This is a genomic window from Streptomyces sp. CA-179760, from assembly GCF_050937045.1.
Classification (GTDB): Bacteria; Actinomycetota; Actinomycetes; order Streptomycetales; family Streptomycetaceae; genus Streptomyces.
Genome location: NZ_JBNJLZ010000001.1, coordinates 1,600,368 through 1,617,351 on the forward strand (window position 1 = coordinate 1,600,368; position 16,984 = coordinate 1,617,351).

The 16,984-nt window shown below is 73.6% G+C and carries 14 protein-coding genes, 1 pseudogene and 1 riboswitch; of the genes and pseudogenes, 4 read left to right on the forward strand and 11 right to left on the reverse strand.

Annotated features, from left to right (window positions below; translation table 11 throughout):
* The first annotated feature begins 7 nt into the window (after positions 1-7).
* Positions 8-1,699 carry a DUF885 domain-containing protein gene (locus tag ACQEV8_RS07005; protein WP_432958250.1) on the forward strand — a complete coding sequence of 564 codons (1,692 nt, stop codon included), beginning with the start codon at positions 8-10 and terminating at the stop codon, positions 1,697-1,699.
* A gap of 6 nt (positions 1,700-1,705) precedes the next feature.
* Here ACQEV8_RS07005 and ACQEV8_RS07010 read toward each other — a convergent pair whose 3' ends face one another.
* From ACQEV8_RS07010 to ACQEV8_RS07030, 5 genes and pseudogenes are all read right to left on the reverse strand, one after another.
* Entirely contained in the window at positions 1,706-2,539 is an 834-nt protein-coding gene (locus tag ACQEV8_RS07010; protein ID WP_432958251.1) for an SDR family oxidoreductase, read from the reverse strand.
* Between the two features lie 145 nt (positions 2,540-2,684).
* Positions 2,685-3,203: an immunity 21 family protein gene (locus tag ACQEV8_RS07015; RefSeq protein ID WP_432958252.1), complete on the reverse strand. Its 519-nt coding sequence runs from the start codon at positions 3,201-3,203 to the stop codon at positions 2,685-2,687.
* A 66-nt stretch (positions 3,204-3,269) separates the two neighbouring features.
* The gene (locus ACQEV8_RS07020; RefSeq protein ID WP_432958254.1) at positions 3,270-6,263 is read right to left on the reverse strand and encodes an AAA family ATPase; all 2,994 of its coding nucleotides are present in this window, start codon (positions 6,261-6,263) and stop codon (positions 3,270-3,272) included.
* Positions 6,260-7,423: an exonuclease SbcCD subunit D gene (locus ACQEV8_RS07025; RefSeq protein ID WP_432958256.1), complete on the reverse strand. Its 1,164-nt coding sequence runs from the start codon at positions 7,421-7,423 to the stop codon at positions 6,260-6,262. The genes ACQEV8_RS07020 and ACQEV8_RS07025 overlap by 4 nt, the downstream gene beginning before the upstream one ends.
* A gap of 211 nt (positions 7,424-7,634) precedes the next feature.
* A pseudogene (locus tag ACQEV8_RS07030) lies at positions 7,635-8,209 on the reverse strand (MarR family winged helix-turn-helix transcriptional regulator).
* A 92-nt stretch (positions 8,210-8,301) separates the two neighbouring features.
* Between ACQEV8_RS07030 and ACQEV8_RS07035 the strand changes: the two are divergent.
* Positions 8,302-9,930, forward strand: coding sequence for an MFS transporter (locus tag ACQEV8_RS07035; protein ID WP_432958258.1), 1,629 nt, complete (start codon positions 8,302-8,304; stop codon positions 9,928-9,930).
* A 148-nt stretch (positions 9,931-10,078) separates the two neighbouring features.
* Here ACQEV8_RS07035 and ACQEV8_RS07040 read toward each other — a convergent pair whose 3' ends face one another.
* From ACQEV8_RS07040 to ACQEV8_RS07065, 6 genes are all read right to left on the reverse strand, one after another.
* On the reverse strand, positions 10,079-10,705 hold the full coding sequence (locus ACQEV8_RS07040; RefSeq protein ID WP_432958259.1) for a YigZ family protein: 627 nt from the start codon (positions 10,703-10,705) through the stop codon (positions 10,079-10,081).
* Positions 10,706-10,753: 48 nt separating this feature from the next.
* A complete protein-coding gene (locus ACQEV8_RS07045) occupies positions 10,754-11,299 on the reverse strand; it encodes a SixA phosphatase family protein (RefSeq protein WP_432958260.1) in 546 nt (181 codons plus the stop codon).
* Entirely contained in the window at positions 11,296-12,027 is a 732-nt protein-coding gene (locus tag ACQEV8_RS07050) for a hypothetical protein (RefSeq protein ID WP_432958261.1), read from the reverse strand. The genes ACQEV8_RS07045 and ACQEV8_RS07050 overlap by 4 nt, the downstream gene beginning before the upstream one ends.
* A gap of 111 nt (positions 12,028-12,138) precedes the next feature.
* Positions 12,139-12,951 (reverse strand): ABC transporter ATP-binding protein, encoded by an 813-nt coding sequence (locus tag ACQEV8_RS07055; RefSeq protein ID WP_432958263.1) that lies wholly within the window; start codon positions 12,949-12,951, stop codon positions 12,139-12,141.
* Positions 12,948-13,961, reverse strand: a complete 1,014-nt coding sequence (locus ACQEV8_RS07060; protein ID WP_432958264.1) for a FecCD family ABC transporter permease — start codon at positions 13,959-13,961, stop codon at positions 12,948-12,950. Before ACQEV8_RS07060 ends, ACQEV8_RS07055 begins: the two co-directional genes overlap by 4 nt.
* Positions 13,958-14,974: an ABC transporter substrate-binding protein gene (locus tag ACQEV8_RS07065; protein WP_432958265.1), complete on the reverse strand. Its 1,017-nt coding sequence runs from the start codon at positions 14,972-14,974 to the stop codon at positions 13,958-13,960. The genes ACQEV8_RS07060 and ACQEV8_RS07065 overlap by 4 nt, the downstream gene beginning before the upstream one ends.
* A 70-nt stretch (positions 14,975-15,044) precedes the next feature.
* Positions 15,045-15,233, reverse strand: a riboswitch (cobalamin riboswitch).
* Positions 15,234-15,314: 81 nt separating this feature from the next.
* Between ACQEV8_RS07065 and ACQEV8_RS07070 the strand changes: the two genes are divergently transcribed.
* Both ACQEV8_RS07070 and ACQEV8_RS07075 read left to right on the forward strand, forming a co-directional pair.
* Positions 15,315-15,722 carry a CoA-binding protein gene (locus ACQEV8_RS07070; RefSeq protein ID WP_432958267.1) on the forward strand — a complete coding sequence of 136 codons (408 nt, stop codon included), beginning with the start codon at positions 15,315-15,317 and terminating at the stop codon, positions 15,720-15,722.
* A 37-nt stretch (positions 15,723-15,759) separates the two neighbouring features.
* Positions 15,760-16,983 (forward strand): 4-hydroxybenzoate 3-monooxygenase, encoded by a 1,224-nt coding sequence (locus ACQEV8_RS07075; protein ID WP_432958268.1) that lies wholly within the window; start codon positions 15,760-15,762, stop codon positions 16,981-16,983.
* The last annotated feature ends 1 nt before the right edge of the window (position 16,984 follow it).

Genomic DNA, 16,984 nt, shown 5'->3' on the forward strand with positions numbered 1-16,984 from the left:
TGGCGGCATGTCTGAGATCAAGAGCCCGCTGCCCCGTGAGGTCGCCGACGCCTACGTCGACGAGCTCGTCGCCCTCGACCCCATCACCGGCACCTTTCTCGGCGTGAAGGAGAGTTCGAGCAGGCTGCCCGACACGTCGCCCGCGGGCCAGGAGGCGTCCGCGGAGCTGGCGCGCCGGACGCTGGCCCGGCTGGACGAGGCCGAGCGGCTGCCCGGCGCGGACAGTGAGAGCGAACGCCGCTGCGGTCGTCTGCTGCGCGAGCGGCTGGGCGCCGAACTCGCTGTGCACGACGCCGAGGAGAGCCTGCGTTCCGTCAGCAACCTGAGCTCCGTCGCCCATGCGGTGCGACAGGTGTTCACCGTGACGCCGGCGCAGACGGAGGAGGACTGGACGGCGATCGCGGAGCGGCTGCGCGCGGTGCCGGCCGCGCTGGAGGGATACCAGGAGTCCCTGGCGCTCGGCCTGGAGCGGAAGCTGTACGGCGGGCCCCGCGCCACGGCCACGTTCGTGGATCAGCTCGGCGAGTGGGCCGACGCGGACGGCAAGGGGCAGGGCTGGTTCGAACAGTTCGCGGCGGCGGGCCCGGAGTCCCTGCGGTCCGAGCTGGACACCGCCGCGCGCTCGGCCACCGAGGCCGTCCTGCGGCTGCGCGACTGGATGCGGGACGTGTACGCACCGGCGATCGAGGGCGCGCCGGACGTGGTGGGCCGGGAGCGGTACGCGCGCTGGGTGCGCTACTTCAACGGCACGGACCTCGACCTGGACGAGGCGTACGCCTACGGCTGGTCCGAGTACCACCGCCTCCTCGGCGAGATGAAGGCGGAGGCCGAGAAGATCCTGCCGGGCGCGGCCACGCCGTGGGTGGCGCTGGCTCACCTGGACGAGGACGGCACGCACATCGAGGGCGTCGACGAGGTGCGGCAGTGGCTCCAGTCCCTGATGGACGAGGCGATCGAGGCACTCGACGGCACCCACTTCGACCTGGCCGAGCGTGTCCGCCGGGTGGAGTCGCGCATCGCCCCTCCGGGCAGCGCCGCGGCCCCGTACTACACGGAGCCCTCGGACGACTTCTCACGCCCGGGATGCACCTGGCTGCCGACCATGGGCAAGACGCGTTTCCCGGTCTACGACCTGGTGTCGACCTGGTACCACGAGGGCGTGCCCGGCCACCACCTCCAGCTGGCCCAGTGGAAGCACGTGGCGCAGGACCTCTCCCGCTACCAGGCCGGTGTCGGCATGGTGAGCGCCAACGCCGAGGGCTGGGCGCTGTACGCGGAGCGGCTGATGGACGAACTGGGCTTCCTGACCGACCCGGAGCGCCGGCTGGGGTACCTGGACGCGCAGATGATGCGGGCCGTGCGCGTCATCATCGACATCGGCATGCACCTGGAGCTGACCATCCCGGACAACTCCCCCTTCCACCCCGGGGAGCGCTGGACGCCCGCTCTGGCACAGGAGTTCTTCGGCTCGCACAGCAGCCGCCCCGCGGACTTCGTGGAGAGCGAGCTGACCCGGTACCTGTCCATGCCGGGCCAGGCCATCGGCTACAAGCTCGGCGAACGGGCCTGGCTGCTGGGCCGTGAGAACGCCCGCGCCCGGCACGGCCACGCCTTCGACCCGAAGGCGTGGCACATGGCGGCCCTCTCCCAGGGCTCGCTGGGCCTGGACGACCTGGTGGACGAACTGTCGCGGCTGTAGGCGCCGTCAGCGGCGGAAGCCGCCCTCGGAGTCGATGACCTGACCGGTGACCCACTCCGCCTCGTCCGTGGCGAGCCACGCGATGAGGCGGGCCGGGTCGTCGGGCATGCCCCACCGCCCGGCGGGGAAGCACGCCTCGACTGCCTCGTACGCCTCACCGGTCAGGTAACCGGTGTCGACGGGACCGGGGTTGACGGTGTTCACCGTGATCGCGCGCTCGGCGAGCGTCGTCGCCAGGGAGCGGGTGATCGAGGCGAGGGCGCCCTTCTGGAGGGCGTAGGCGATCTCGCCGGGCATACCGCTCGCGATGTCCTGGCCTGACGTCATCATCACGACGCGGCCCCCGGGAGCCGGTGGCCGCAGCCGGGCGTGTGCCTGGACGAGCAGCAGAACCGAGCGGGTGTCGACCGCCCAGTGCCGGTCGAGCATCGCCGCGTCGATCTCGTCCAGAGAGCCGTCGGATCCGCTCTGCGCGTGGTTGGCGACGAGGATGTCGAGCCGCCCGCCGAGCGCCTCGGCGGCCCGGGCGACGAGTTCGCCGGGCATGGCCGGGTCGGCGAGGTCACCGGGCCCGGCGACGACCCGTGCCTCGGGGTCACCGAGTGCGCCGCGCACGGATTCCAGGACGTCCTCGGGCCGGTCGGCGCCCCAGGGCATGTCCGCATCGTGCGGCACATGGTGATGCAGACAGACACTCGCCCCATAGGCGGCGAGCCGACGCGCCACGGCATGCCCGATGCCGGCGCGCCGACTGGCCCCGGTCACAAGGGCCGTACGGCCACGCAGGGGCAGGGGGTCGCGGCGCAGTTCTTCGGGGCTGGGGTGAGGAAGTCGAGGCATACGATCATCGTGGCCGGGCCACTCGGACGACGCACGCGAATATCGCCCTGCTCGGGGGCGCGGGGCTGTGCTGACATGCGGCTCCGCCGCGCGGGCGCGATCAACCACAGACAACCCGCACACGCCGAACGGCCACTACCCACGGCTACCTGGGCGCCACCAACCGAAGCTGCACCAGCCCCAGCCACGTCTCAGGCCCCGGCTGCACCCGAGCCGCCCGAACCGCATACTTCCCCGGCTCCAGAACGACCCGCACACGGTCGCTCCCCGCCGGCTCGCCTCCAGGCCATGCCGCGTCGAACAGAAGCACCGGCCCGGGCACGTCCCAGCTGACCTCCGGCTCCCACTGCGCCGTCGCGACAGCGCCGGGCACGCTCGCCAGCAGCTCACCCTCGGAATCGCCCGCACACCACCGCACGAAGACGCCCTGGTCGGGCAGATAGGCGGTCGAGGCCGGCTCGTCGCCCAGCACCAGGGCCGTGCAGTCACCGACCGGCAGCAGCCCGACGTGTCCGTCCACCTCACAGGCCCGGTCGTAGTCGGACGCCGTCTCCTCGCCGTCCGCACCCGCCCAGAACGGCAGAACCGTCTCGGGCACCGCTATCAGCGGTCCGCCGCCCGACTCCACCCACTCCACCGTGCCCGGCTCCGCGTATCGCACCATGAGCCAAGAACCTACAATGCGAACCCTCGCCGCCGGGCCGGGGTTAGGGCCTCCCCACAATTCCCTCTAAGTCCCGCGCTGCCGCAGCACCGATCCGGACCGGCCCTTCACGACCTCCAGCTGTGCGTGGATCCGCCGTCGCAGGTCGGCCACATGGCTGACGATGCCGACGCTGCGGTCGCGTTCGCGCAGGGAGTCGAGGACGTCGAGGACCTCGTCGAGGGTCTGGTCGTCGAGGCTGCCGAAGCCCTCGTCGATGAAGAGGGTGTCCAGCCGCACGCCGCCCGCCTCGTCCGTGACGACGTCCGCGAGGCCCAGGGCGAGGGCGAGCGAGGCGAAGAACGTCTCGCCGCCCGACAGAGTCGCCGTGTCCCGCTCACGGCCGGTCCACGCGTCGACGACATGCAGTCCGAGCCCGCTGCGCCCGCGCCCGGTGCGGTCGTCGGAGTGGACGAGGGTGTAGCGGCCGGACGACATGCGCCGCAGCCGTACGGTCGCGGCGGCGGCGACCTGTTCCAGCCGGGCCGCGAGGACGTACGACTCCAGGCGCATCCGGCGTTCGTTGTCGGCCGAGGTGCCGGCGGTGAGACCTGCCATGCGGGCGACCCGGTCGTACTCCTCGCGCAGCGGCGCCAGTCGGCGTACCGATGTGGTCGCCCGGGCGGACAGCCGGTCGAGTTCGGCGCAGCGCCGGGCGGCGGCGTCATGGGCGGAGGCGGCGTCGCGGGTCCGCCGGACCGCGGCGGAGGCGGCCCGCTCCGCGCTCTCCGGGTCGGCGGGGCGCTGCCGGGCGGCTGCCGCGGTGTCGGCCTCGGCGAGGACGGCCCGGGCGGCGGCCTCCTCGGTCTGCCAGGCGTCCAGCCGCCGTTGCAGCTCTCGGTGGACGGCGTCGTCGAGGAGGGCGTCGGCCGCGGCCTGCGGGGTCTCGAAGCCGGCGCGGAAGGCGGCGTCGGCGAGCCGGGCGTCGGCGTCCTTGAGCCGCTGGGCGGTGTCCTCGGCGGCGCGGGCGGTGTCGGCGGCGTCCGTGAGCAGCGCGGTCCGCCGCTCCAACTGCGCGGCTCGGGCGGCGACGCTGTCCAGGGTGCCCCTCGCCCGCTCCAGTTCCTCCTCCAGTCCGGCTCGTTCCCGGTCCAGCCGCTCCCGGTGTCCGACCCGGGCGGCGGTCCGCACGGCGGCCTCCTGCCGGGCGGCGACACGCCGTTCCTGTTCCTGTCCGGCCTGGCGCAGTCGCTCCCGCGCGGAGTGCAGTTCGGCGGCGCCACGGCGGGCCTGCTCGTACTGCTCCTCCAACTCCTGAGCCTCATCGGAGAGTTGCCCGGTGGGTGTGTCACCGGCCTCGGCGGTGGCCGCCGCCAGCGCCTCCCGTACGTCGCCCAGCCGCCGTTCCTCCGCGGTGCGCTGTTCGTCGGCCCGCTGGTAGGCGGTCAGGGCGTCTTCCTCGGCCTCGCGGTCGACGTGCCCGGCGTCCTTACGGGCGGGGGCGGGGTGTTCGGTGGCACCACAGACGGCGCAGGGCTCGCCGTCGGTGAGGTGCGCGGCCAGTTCGGCGGCGATGCCGGTCAGGCGCTGTTCCTTGAGGTCGAGCCAGTGCTGCTTGGCCCGCAGCATCCGCTCCCGTGCGTCCCGGGCCCGGGCGACGGCCTCGTCGGTGTCCTGGGTGAGCCGGTCCCGCCGCCGGGCCGCCGCCAGCCGCTGCCGCGCGGGCTCGCGCCGTACGGCGAGCTGTTCGGCGAGGGAGGCGGCCCGCTGCGCGGACTCCACCCGGTCCTCGAGACCGGTGCGGGTCGCTTCCCAGCCGTCGAGCCAGTCCTCCGCCTCCCGCAGGACGTCGGCGTCGGCGCGCTCCTGGCGGTCCAGGCCGGCTCGTTCGTCGAGGAGCTGGGCCAGCCGTCGCTCGGCGCGGCGGGCCGAGTCCAGCCCGCCCAGTTCCTCGGCGGCCCGGCGCGCGGCCGTGGCGAGTCCGGCCGCGCCCGCGTCGGCGAAGCTCCCGGGCAGCAGGGCACGCGCGCGTGCCTCTGCGTCGGCGGCCCGCCGGTGTTCGGCGTCGGCGGACTCCCGCAGGTCCAGGGCGGGCGCGACCTTCTCGGCCTTGCGGGAGCGCTCCATCCGCGCCTGCGCCTCCCGGTAGGCCTCGGCGCCCTCCTCCAGCCGCGCTGTCCGTTCCCGAGCGTCCGCGAACCGCTTCTGCAGCCGGGCGAGTTCGCGTACGTCGTCCAGGGCGCGGCCGGCGGCGGCCTGCGCGGACTCGGCGGCGTGGAGCGTGCACTCGGCGACGGTGAGCTGTTCGCGTGCGGTGCCGCGGGCGACGGCGGCGGCGCCCAGCACGGCCTCGGCCAGCCCGGGTTCGCCGGGACCCAGGTCCGGCAGCTCCATGGCGTCGCCCGCGGCCTGCTGCATCCGGTGGGCGTCGGCCAGCAGGTCGGCGTCCCCGTCCCGCACCTGGGCCTCGGTGGCCCGGCGCCGCTCGGCGAGGCGCTTCTCGACGTCGGCGAAGCGACGGGTGTCGAACAGGCGGCCGAGCAGTTTGCCCCGGGCCTCGGCGTCGGCACGCAGGAACCGGGCGAAGTCGCCCTGCGGCAACAGCACGACCTGGCAGAACTGCTCCCGGCTCATGCCGAGCAGCTGGGTGACCTCCTCGCCGATCTCCTGGTGAGAGCGGCTGAGGTCCTTCCAGGCCGCGGCTGTCGCGTCGTACTCGCGGAGCCAGGTCTGGGCCTTGTCGAGTGTCGTGCCGGTCCCGCGTTTCTTGGGGCGCTCCCAGGGCGGCTGCCGGGTGACCTCCAACCGGCGTCCGGCGACGGTGAGTTCGAGGGCGACCTCGGTGCGGGTCGCGGGTGCGGCGTGGTCGCTGCGCAGGGTCGCGCCCTGTCCGCCGCCCTGCCGGGCGCCCGGCACCGAGCCGTACAGGGCGTAGCACACGGCGTCGAGGACGGACGTCTTGCCTGCGCCGGTCGGTCCGTGCAGCAGGAACAGGCCGGCCGTCGACAGCTCGTCGAAGTCGACGGCCTGGGTGCCTCCGAAGGGTCCGAAGGCGGTGACCGTCAGGCGGTGCAGCCTCACCGGGCCACCTCCCGTACGGTCTCGTCGGCGCGGACCGCGTCGAACGCGTCCCGCAGCACGCCCTGTTCGTGCGTGTCGGGTCCGGCGCCGCGCACATGGGCGACGAAGTCCTCCGCGATCTGCTGCTCGCTGCGGCCGGCGAGGCGCCGGGCGTAGGACACGTCGGGGTCGGCCTCGGTGCGGTCGGGGTCGAAGACGAGGCTGAGCGTGTGCGGGAAGCGCTCGGCGAGCCGGGCCATCGGGTCGGCCGGGCGGACCGGGTCGGTGAGCGTCGCCTCGACCCACGACTCCTCGTGCCGTGTCTGCCCCGGGTCGGCGAGCAGGTCGTCCAGCGTGCCCCGGATCCGGGCGAGGGGGCGCGGCACGGGGCAGTCGACGCGCTCGGCTTCGACCGACCCGTCGGCGTCCAGGTCGACGAGCCACATGCTCTTGCGGTGCCCGGCCTCGGAGAAGGAGTAGGGCAGCGGGGAACCGGAGTAGCGGACGCGCTCGGTGAGGGTCTGGCAGCCGTGCAGATGCCCGAGCGCCACGTAGTCGACGCCGTCGAACACGCCGGCGGGCACGGCGGCGACGCCGCCGACGGTGATGTCCCGTTCGCTGTCGCTGGGCTCTCCGCCGGTGACGAAGGCGTGCGCGAGGACGACGGAGCGGGTGCCGGGCGCGCGGGTGGCGAGATCGGCGCGGACCCGGTCCATGGCGGCGGCGAGCACGGCCTCGTGTCCGGCCTTCTCCACGCCGAACTCGTCCTTGACCAGGGCCGGTTCGAGATACGGCAGGCCATAGAAGGCGACCTCCCCGTGGGCGTCGGCCAGCACCACCGGGGTACCGGCCACCGCCGCCTCGGTCCGCAGATGGACGCCGGCCCGCCCGATCAGGCCCGCGCCGACCCCCAGACGGCGGGCCGAGTCGTGGTTCCCGGAGATCATCACGGTCGGCACGCCGAGGTCGGCGAGCCGGTGCAGGGCGTCGTCGAACAGCTCGACCGCGGCGAGCGGCGGAACCGCCCGGTCGTAGACGTCCCCCGACACGACCACCGCGTCCACGGAGCGCTCCCGCACGGTCGCGACGAGATGGCCGATGAACTCGGCCTGGGCGTCGAGCATGTTCACCCGGTGGAACGACCGGCCGAGGTGCCAGTCGGATGTGTGCAGCAGCCTCAAGACACCGCTCCGACCCGCATGTCTCCCCCTGCCGCCCTCGGCAACCAGCGCGAACCGGCACGGTTCGCTGTCAGACCCACCACGCTAACGCGTGCGGGCACCTGATCCACCACGAACCTCGGCCCGCCACTGCCTTCGGTGGAGATTCGGCGGACATATCGGTATCTGGGTCCCGGCACTGTGACGGCCACCGAGCCGGCCCCGGCCGGGCTCAGCTCTCCACGCTCTCGTGCCCCACATGGGAAACGCCCCGCACATCGAGTTGATCCTGCACATCGTCGAGCAGTTCGCGCAGCAGCCCGGAGAGCGCTTCGCGCCGCTCAATGCCCAGGCGTTCCAGGAGCTGCGCCTCGCGGGCGAGCACCCGGTCCACGGTGCGCTCCACCAACTCGTGTCCGGCCGGGGTCAGTTCGACCAGGACCGCGCGGCTGCGGCCCGGGGCGGGGCGACGGGTGACCAGGGCGTCGCGCTCGGCGCGCGCGACCCGCTGGGAGATGGCCCCGCGGTGACCAGGGAGTGCGCGGCGAGGTCCCGGGTGCTCAGGGTGTAGGGCGGCCCGCTGCGGCGCAGCACGCTGAGCAGGTCCAGGGTGGCCGGGTCGACCCCCGCCTCGGCGAGCACCCGCCGGCGGTCGTCACCGAAGTGCTTGGCGAGCTGCCAGATCCTCGTGACCACGCCGATGGAGCCCACCGGGGTCTGGGGCCGCTCGCGACTCCAGGCGGCCGCGATGGCGTCCGCCGAGTCCTCCCCCGCCGCCGGACGGCCGCTTTCCTCTGATGCCTTCATGAGCTCACCCTCCACACCCGCCTGCTACATTTAGATCTGAATTTAGCACTAAACAAGCGCCCTGCGGCGCACTGCCGAAACCGAGTGGTGATATGCGCACAGAGACACGGAAAGCTGGTCCGAACGCCGGAGCGGAGGCCGGGGCCGGCACCTCGACCGGCCCTCCCCGGGCCACCGGGCGGGACTGGGCGGGACTCACGGTGGTCCTGCTCGCGATGTTCATGAGCCAGATCGACATGTTCATCGTGAACGTCGCGGCTCCGGGGATCCAGGCGGACCTGAACGCCGGGTTCGGCCAACTCCAGTTCGTCATCGACGGTTACGTGATCGCCTACGCGGCGGGCATGGTGACCGGGGGCCGGCTCGGCGACCGGATCGGCCGCAAGCACGCCTTCCAGTACGGGGTGGCCGCCTTCACCCTGACCTCCCTGCTGTGCGCGCTCGCGCCCGGCCCGGCCACGCTGATCGCGGCCCGGGTCCTGCAGGGCCTGTCGGCCGCCGTGATGACACCGCAGGTACTCTCCCTCATCCGCGCCGTCTTCGTGCACGAGCGCGACCGGGCCCGGGCGGTCGGGGCCTACGGCGCCTCCATCGGCGCGGGCGTCATCGCCGGCCTCGTCGGCGGCGGTCTGCTGCTCGACCTCGACGTGGCCGGTCTGGGCTGGCGCATGATCTTCCTGATCAACGTGCCGATCGGCGCGGCGATCCTGTGCGCGGCCGTGCCCGCCGTCACCGAGAGCCGCAGCGCCGATCTGCCGCGGCTCGACATCGTCGGCGCCGTCTTCACCGCCGTGCTGCTGCCGCTCGTGCTCATCCCGCTGGTCCTCGGCGGTGAGCACGGCTGGCCCTGGTGGACGTACGGCTGTTTCGCTCTCGGCGCGGCCGGCACCGTGGCCTTTCTGCGCTGGGAACGCCGGACGGAGGACCGGGGCAACGACCCGCTGCTGTCGAGTCGGCTGCTGCGGGCCAGGGGCTTCCCGCTGAGCATGGGCACCGTGCTGCTGTTCTTCTCCGGCAACGCCGGGCTGTTCCTGGTCCTCACCTACCACCTCCAGTCGGGCCTGAAGCTGACGCCGCTGGCCGCGAGCATGGTCTTCGTGCCGCTCGGCCTCGGCTTCATCGCCGCCTCGGCGGCCTGCCGCAGGCTCGCCGCCCGGTTCGGTATCGGGGTCTCGGTGGCGGGCGGGCTCGTCATGGCGGTCTCGCTCGTGGCCGTGCCCGCCGTCACGGGCCTGGACGGCACCAGCCAGGCGATCGGGCTCGCCGCGGTGACGGGGGTCTCCGGATTCGGGCAGGGCCTGGTCGTCGCGCCCCTGGTGGACACCGTCCTCTCCCGGGTCCACCCGGACGACGCCGGCGCCGGATCGGGTGTGCTGAACACCGTCACCCAGGCGGGCATGGCCTTCGGTGTAGCGGTCATCGGGGCCCTGTACCGCGGCTTCCTGGGTTCCAGCCCCCAAGCGCCGGGCCCGGACACCGGCCCGGCCGACTTCGCGGAGGCCTTCGGCCTCACCGCGTACGTCCTCGCGGCACTCGCCGTCGGCACCGCGCTGCTCGCCGTGCGGCTTGGCCGCGTCCCCGCCACCGCGCGAACCGCGGCGGGTGCGGACGCCGAGGGTGTCCGGTTCCGGGACGACCGCCCCGCCGCGCACCCGGGAGAACTCGCGGGCGCCGACGCGCGCGACAGCGACGCCGGCCGCGTCCACCGAACGGACCGGTAGCCTCCGCCCGCGGCAGGCGACCCGGCGTTCACCGCTCCGTCCCTCTGCCGTCCGGCCGGGGCGGCGGGGCGCGTTCCTGTGCGCGACGGCCCCGACGGCGCTCCGCGGGCCGTCGCGCTCGGCCGCCGGGCAGGCGGCTGACCGCGCGTCAGGCGTCGCCGTACGCCTCTCCGCCCGGTTCGAACCCGGCCGTACCGGCGGTCGTGTCGGCGAGCCATGCCCGGAAGGCCTCCACATCCGCGTCCGGGAGGGCGATCTCCATCGTGACCGCCTCGCCGTAGCGCACGTCCCGTACCTCGCGGCCCGTGGTGCGCAGGTCGTTCTCCAGTTTGCCCGCCCGCTGGTGGTCGACGGTGACGGTGGCCAGGCGGAACCTGCGGCGGGTGCGGGTGCCGAGGGTGTCCAGGGCCTCGCCGACCGCTCCGCCGTACGCCCTGATGAGACCGCCGGCGCCGAGCTTGACCCCGCCGAAGTAGCGGGTGACGACGGCGACGACGTACCGCATGTCGCGGCGCAGCAGCATCTGGAGCATGGGGACACCGGCGGTGCCGCCGGGTTCGCCGTCGTCGCTCGCCTTCTGGACCGAGGCGTCGGCGCCGATGACGTAGGCCCAGCAGTTGTGGTTGGCGCCGGCGTGCTCCTTGCGGACCGCGGCGATGAAGTCCTGGGCCTCCTGCTCGGTGGCAGCCGGGGCGAGGGCGCACAGGAAGCGGGAGCGGTTGACCTCGGTCTCGTGCACGCCCGCGCGGGCGACCGTGCGGTATTCGTCCTGCATCCGGCCAGCCTATGCGGGCGCCCGTCAGCGGGCCGGACCGGTCCGCCGCTACTTCTCCCTACGGCCCCGGGGCACGATCACGGACGTGAGCAGGGCGGTGCCGGGGGTGAGGGACCGCCAGGCCGTGCCGTGCCAGGACAGGACGGCGATCGCCGAGGTGGGGAACTTCGTACGAACCCGCTCCAGGGTGTCGTCGAGGCCGTCGGCGGCGAGTGCCAGGACCAGTTCCTCCAGGCCGGGGTTGTGCCCGACCAGCAGCAGTGTCTCCACCTCGGCGGGCACCTCGTGCACGACGGCGAGCAGGCCGGAGGGCCCCGCGGCGTACAGCCGCCGGTCGTGGCGGACCGGCGGGGGTGTGCCCCACTGGCCGGCGGCCAGGTCCCAGGTCCGGCGGGCGCGTACGGCCGTGGAGCACAGCGCGAGGTCCGGCAGGCAGTCGGCCTCGGCCAGGGCGCGCCCGGCCGCGGGGGCGTCCCGGCGGCCGCGCGGGGCGAGGTGGCGTTCGTGGTCGGCGACGTCCACGGGCCAGGCGGACTTGGCGTGCCGCAGGACGACCAGGCGGCGCAGTGGGCCGGTTCCGGCGCGCTCGATCATGAGGGTGATCCCAGGTCGCGGGTGAGGTCGAGACCGAGGAGCCGGTCGGCGTACGCGTACGTCTCGAAGCGCGCGCCGTCGGGCAGCTCCGGGTCGCTCTCGACTCGGTGCAGGACGTCCAGTACCCGGGGCACGTCCAGATCATCCTCCCAGGCGTCGCGCAACCGCCCGCGCACCTCGTCGGGAACGGGCCGCGAGGGGAGCCGGGCCCAACGGGCGACCGAGCCGCGCCACCGGGCGAGGATGGCCCGTGCCTCGTCCAGCGCGGCCGCCTCCAGCCGGGCGGGGGCACTGTGGTGCCGGGCGAGCAGGGCGAGACGCAGGACGCCGGAGCCGGTGCGGGTGTCGTCCGGCATGCCCGGACCCTCGGGATGCGCGGGGGCGACATCGATCCGCACACCACCGGTCGCCGCCCCGCCTTCGACGGCCACATGGACGACCTGGGCCTCGCCCAGCCCGGCGCTCACGTCAGGGCTGTCCTCGAACGGCCGGATGCCGAGGGCGGTGGCCTCCGCCCGCAGCTCGGCCTGTCGCCGTCCCCCGGTCAGCAGCGCCCACACCGGTGTGCCGCCGAGCTCCAGGGCCCGGACGAGCAGGTCGGCGACGAGCAGCACCCGCAGGTTCGTGGTGTCGGAGCCGGGCGCGTGCACTTCGACACGGGTCAGGCCCCGGCGAGCCGGGGCGGCGTCGACCGGCTCGCCGGTACGGGCGTCGATGATGCGCAGCACGAGGCGAGCGTAGGCGGGTGGAGGGGCGCACGCGGGCAGGTTCGGCGTTTTCCGGTCACCGTGGCGAGAATTGCCCCACCCATGGCAGCCCCGCCACCCGGACCAGGGGCCTCAGGCCAGCGTGCCCAGAAAGCGCACGTGAGGCCGCTGCTCGGGCCCTTCACGGCTGACGGCGGCCCGCACCCCGTACACCTCCGCGATGAGCTCCTCGGTCAGGACGTCCCCCGGAGCGCCGCCCGCCACGACCGTCCCCCCGCGCAGGACGACGACCCGGTCGCAGTACATCGCCGCGAGATTGAGGTCGTGCAGCGCGACGACGGTGGTGACCGGCAGACCCGTGACCAGGGCGAGCAGGTCCAGCTGGTGATGGACGTCGAGGTGGTTGGTGGGCTCGTCCAGGAGGAGCTCCCGGGGTTCCTGCGCGAGCGCGCGGGCGATCTGCACCCGCTGGCGTTCGCCGCCGGAGAGAGTGTGCCAGGGCTGGGCGGCCCGGGCCGCGAGGCCGGTGCGCTCCAGGGCGGCGTGGATCGCCCGCTCGTCGTCCGCCGAGGCGGGTGTCCAGGCCCGGCGGTGCGGGACCCGGCCCAGCCGTACGACGTCCAGAACCGTCAGCTCGACCTGTGTGTCGGCCTGTTGCTCGACCATGGCGAGGCGGCGGGCGACGGTGCGGCGGGGCAGGTCGCCCAGCGGGGTGCCGTCGAGGGTGACGACTCCGGCGGTCGGTGTGAGCAGCCCGGCCAGCAGCCGCAGCAGCGTGGACTTGCCGGAGCCGTTGGGGCCGAGGACGCCGACGGTGGAGCCGGGTTCGGGCGCGAGGGCGACGCCGTCGAGGATGAGGCGTCCGTCGGTACGGCGGCTGACCCGGTCGGCCCGGAGCCCGGCTCTCACCGGCGTTTCCGTCTCACCGGTCTGTGTCCCGGTCACCGCACCCTCCGCGTCCGGTAGAGCACCGCCACGAACGCCGGCACCCCGATCAGCGATGTCACGACCCCCACCGGCACCTCCTGCGGATCCAGGACCGTCCGGGCCAGGGTGTCGACCCAGACCAGGAACACCGCGCCGGCGAGGGCGGTGACCGGCAGCAGCCGGGCGTGCCCGGGTCCGGTCAGCGCCCGGGCGGCGTGCGGCAGGACCAGCCCGACGAAGCCGATCGCCCCGGCGGAGCTGACCAGGGCGGCCGTGAGCAGGGCCGTGACGCACAGCAGCACCAGGCGGGTGCGGGCCACGGACACCCCGAGCGCGGCCGCCGCGTCCTGCCCGAAGGAGAAGGCGTCGAGGGTACGGGCGTATGACAGGCACACCACCAGCGCCACGGCCAGGACGGCGAAGCACAGCCATACGTCGGTCCAGCCGGCCCCGCCGAGTGAGCCCAGGAGCCAGAACAGCACGCCCCGGGTCGTCTCGGCGTCGGCGGCGGTCAGCACCACGAAGGAGGTGAGCGCGGAGAAGAGCTGCATGGCGGCGACGCCCGCGAGGACGACCCGGTCGGTCGTGTCGCCGAGGGTGTGACTGAGCAGCAGGACCAGGGCGAAGGAGACCAGGGCGCCGAGGAACGCGCCCGCGGACACCGAGACGGCACCGCCGCCCACGCCCAGCACGACGATGACGACCGCGCCGGTGGAGGCGCCCGAGGACACCCCGAGCACGAACGGATCGGCGAGCGGGTTGCGCAGCAGCGACTGCATCACCGCCCCGCACACGGCGAGTCCCGCCCCGCACACGGCCGCGAGCAGGGTGCGCGGCAGCCGCAGCTGCCAGACGATCCCGTCCCGGATCGGCGTCAGGTCTGAGCTTCCGATCCCGAGGTGGGACGCGACGACGGACCACACGTCCCCGACCCGGAGGTCGGCCGGTCCGATGGTGATCGCCAGGGCCACGGAGACCACCAGCAGCAAGGCACCCCCAAGGCCGAGGGCCGGTCCGCGGAGGGTCACTTCACGAGCCCGAACTCACGCAGTCCGGCCGCGACCTTCTCCACACCCTCGACCGTGCGGATGGTCGGGTTCATGGCCTGCCCACTGAGCAGCACATACCGCTTGTGCTTGACCGCGTCCATGTTCTTGGTGACCGGGTTGGACTCCAGGAAGGCGATCTTACGCTTCGCCGACTCGGCGGTCTCCGAGTCGCGGGTCAGGTCACCGATGACGAGGACGTCGGGGTTACGGTCGGCGACCGTCTCCCAGTTGACCTGGGGCCACTCCTCGTGGGTGTCGTCGAAGACGTTCTTCGCGCCGAGGGCGCGGGTCATGATGCCGGGCGCTCCGCAGCAGCCGGCCAGGTAGGGCGACTCGGAGTTGGCGAACCAGTACAACAGTGAGACGCCGGAGGCGTCGACGCCCCGCGCGGCCTTCTTCATCCGCTGCTGGAGGGAGGCCACGAGCTTGTCGCCGCGGTCCTTCACTCCGAACACGGTGGCGAGGTCCCGCACCTCGCCGTAGACGGCGTCGATGCCCAGCGCCTTGTCGCGCTTGCCGTCACCGCCGCCCGAGTTGTCCTTGCCGGCGCAGTCGGACGGGGAGACGTACGTGGGCACGCCGAGCTTCTCGAACTGGTCGCGGGTGGCGACGCCGCCCTTGCCGAGGGTGGAGACGAAGGACGCGGCGACGAAGTCGGGCTCGGAGTCAAGGACGCGCTCGAAGGAGGGGTTGTTCTCGGCGATGCGCGGCACCTTCGCGTTGGCCTTCTCCAGCCCCTTCATCACGGGGTCGGTCCAGGTGGCCGTGCCCGCCATTCGGTCGGCGAGGCCGAGGGAGAGCAGGATCTCGGTGGTGCCCTGGTTGAGGGAGACGGCGTGCCGGGGCGCCTTGTCGACTCGGACCTTCCGGCCACCGTTGTCGAGCGTGACGACGGCTTTCGTGGTGGTGGGCTTCGAGCCCCCGCAGCCGGTCATGAGCAGGGAGCCGGCCGCGAGCAGGACGGCGGCGCGGGCAGGTCGGGCGAGGGGCAAGGAAACCAGTCCTCAGACGTCGAGGGCCCGATCGCGGAGCCCGGTCGTACGGTGCTCCCCCACCGCCGGCCGGCCGCGGGGGCTGCCAGCAGGTCTTCGGACTCGGGTTCACCCGGTGCGGGGCGCCTTCCCGTACGACATCGAGCCGTTCAGTGGCCGCGGCCCCGCCCGTCCCCCTCACCGCTGCGCGTCAGTTCCGGATTCGCACCGGATTCCCTGACCCACGTACATGGGTTCGACTGGCCTCGGCAAGCTATCACGGTGGCCATCGGGGAATCACCCCGCGCCCCGCGTCGTTGGCCGGACAGCAGCTCTTCCACGACTCCCGAGGAGGCCGCCGGTGTACGGCGACGACGCAACGGTCCGCAGGATCCTCACCGAGCTCGGCGACACCTGGGCCGTGGTCGGCCTGTCGTCGAACCGGCAGCGCGCGGCGTACGGCGTCGCCGCGGTGCTCCAGCGGTACGGCAAACGCGTCGTGCCCGTGCACCCCAAGGCGGAGACCGTGCACGGCGAGCAGGGGTACGCGAGTCTGGCGGACATCCCCTTCGACGTGGACGTCGTGGACGTGTTCGTGAACAGCGACCTCGCCGGTGCGGTCGCGGACGAGGCGGTCGCCAAGGGCGCGGGGGCGGTGTGGTTCCAGCTCGGCGTCGTCGACGAGCCGGCGCACGACCGCACCCGGGCCGCGGGCCTGGAGATGGTGATGGACCGCTGTCCCGCGATCGAGATCCCGCGGGTCGGGTGACGTTCACGTCCGACGCCCCCGCTCCCATAATGAGCGCATGACCCACGCCTCCCCGCCCGCGGACTCAGATTCCCCCCGCCGTTTCCCGGTCGTCGTCGTGGGCGCCGGTCCCGCCGGGCTGACCATCGGCAACATCCTGCGGGCCGCCTCCGTGGACTGTCTGGTGCTGGAGACCGAGACCCGGGAGTTCATCGAACAGCGGCCCAGGGCCGGGATCATCGAGGAGTGGGCAGTACGGGGACTGGAGAAACGGGGCCTCGCCCGGAGGCTGCTGGACCGCGCGGAGCTGCACACCGCGTGCGAGTTCCGCTTCGACGGAGAGCGGTACCGGTTCCACTACGGCGAGATGACGGGCAGTCACCACTTCGTCTACCCGCAGCCGTTGCTGGTGACGGACCTGGTGCGCGAGTACGCCGACGTGCGCGGCGGGGAGATCCGCTTCGGGGTCCGCGACGTGGAGCTGCACGACCTCGACACCGACCGGCCGTCCGTGTCGTACACCTGCCCCGACACGGGTGAACAGCGGGTCGTGCACTGCGACTTCGTGGCCGGCTGCGACGGGGCGCGCGGAGTGACGAGGGCGTCGCTGCCGCCGGATCGGGTCCGGGTCGCGCGGCACGACTACGGCATCGGCTGGCTGGCGCTGCTCGCCGAGGCGCCGCCGTCCGCCGACTGCGTGCTGTTCGGCTGCCACGAGAACGGCTTCGCGGGGCAGATGCCCCGCAGCCCGGAGGTGACCCGCTATTACCTCCAGTGCCCGCCGGGTGACGACCCGGAGAACTGGCCGCACGAGCGCGTCTGGGCGGAGCTGCGGCAGCGGCTCGGGGCGGCCGGCGTGCCGCCGCTGACGGAGGGGCGGCTGATCGAGAAGCGCGTGCTGGACATGCACGACTACGTGGTCGAGCCGATGGTGCACGGCCGGCTCCACCTCGCGGGCGACGCGGCCCATCTGGTCGCCCCCATCGCGGCCAAGGGCATGAACCTCGCCCTGCACGACGCCTTCCTGCTCGGCGACGCCCTGGTGGCCCGCCTGACCACGGGTGACGAGAGCCCTCTGGCCGGTTACGCGCAGGCGTGCCTGCGGCGCGTGTGGGACTACCAGGAGTTCTCGCAGTGGCTTTCCGAGGTGTACCACGGCACGGCGGCGGGCGACCCGTTCCGCGCGGGCACCACGCTCGCCCGGCTGCGCCGCCTGTTCACCTCACCCACGGCGGCCGCGGCCTTCGCCGAGCAGTATCTGGGGACAGCCGCGCGGTACTGAC

What these genes read in the sequence shown, in the direction of transcription:
- ACQEV8_RS07005 (WP_432958250.1), top strand. Translation starts at nt 8, where the DNA reads ATGTCTGAGATCAAGAGCCCGCTGCCCCGTGAGGTCGCCGACGCCTAC.
- ACQEV8_RS07010 (WP_432958251.1), bottom strand. Translation starts at nt 2,539, where the DNA reads ATGCCTCGACTTCCTCACCCCAGCCCCGAAGAACTGCGCCGCGACCCC.
- ACQEV8_RS07015 (WP_432958252.1), bottom strand. Translation starts at nt 3,203, where the DNA reads ATGGTGCGATACGCGGAGCCGGGCACGGTGGAGTGGGTGGAGTCGGGC.
- ACQEV8_RS07035 (WP_432958258.1), top strand. Translation starts at nt 8,302, where the DNA reads ATGCGCACAGAGACACGGAAAGCTGGTCCGAACGCCGGAGCGGAGGCC.
- ACQEV8_RS07040 (WP_432958259.1), bottom strand. Translation starts at nt 10,705, where the DNA reads ATGCAGGACGAATACCGCACGGTCGCCCGCGCGGGCGTGCACGAGACC.
- ACQEV8_RS07045 (WP_432958260.1), bottom strand. Translation starts at nt 11,299, where the DNA reads ATGATCGAGCGCGCCGGAACCGGCCCACTGCGCCGCCTGGTCGTCCTG.
- ACQEV8_RS07075 (WP_432958268.1), top strand. Translation starts at nt 15,760, where the DNA reads ATGACCCACGCCTCCCCGCCCGCGGACTCAGATTCCCCCCGCCGTTTC.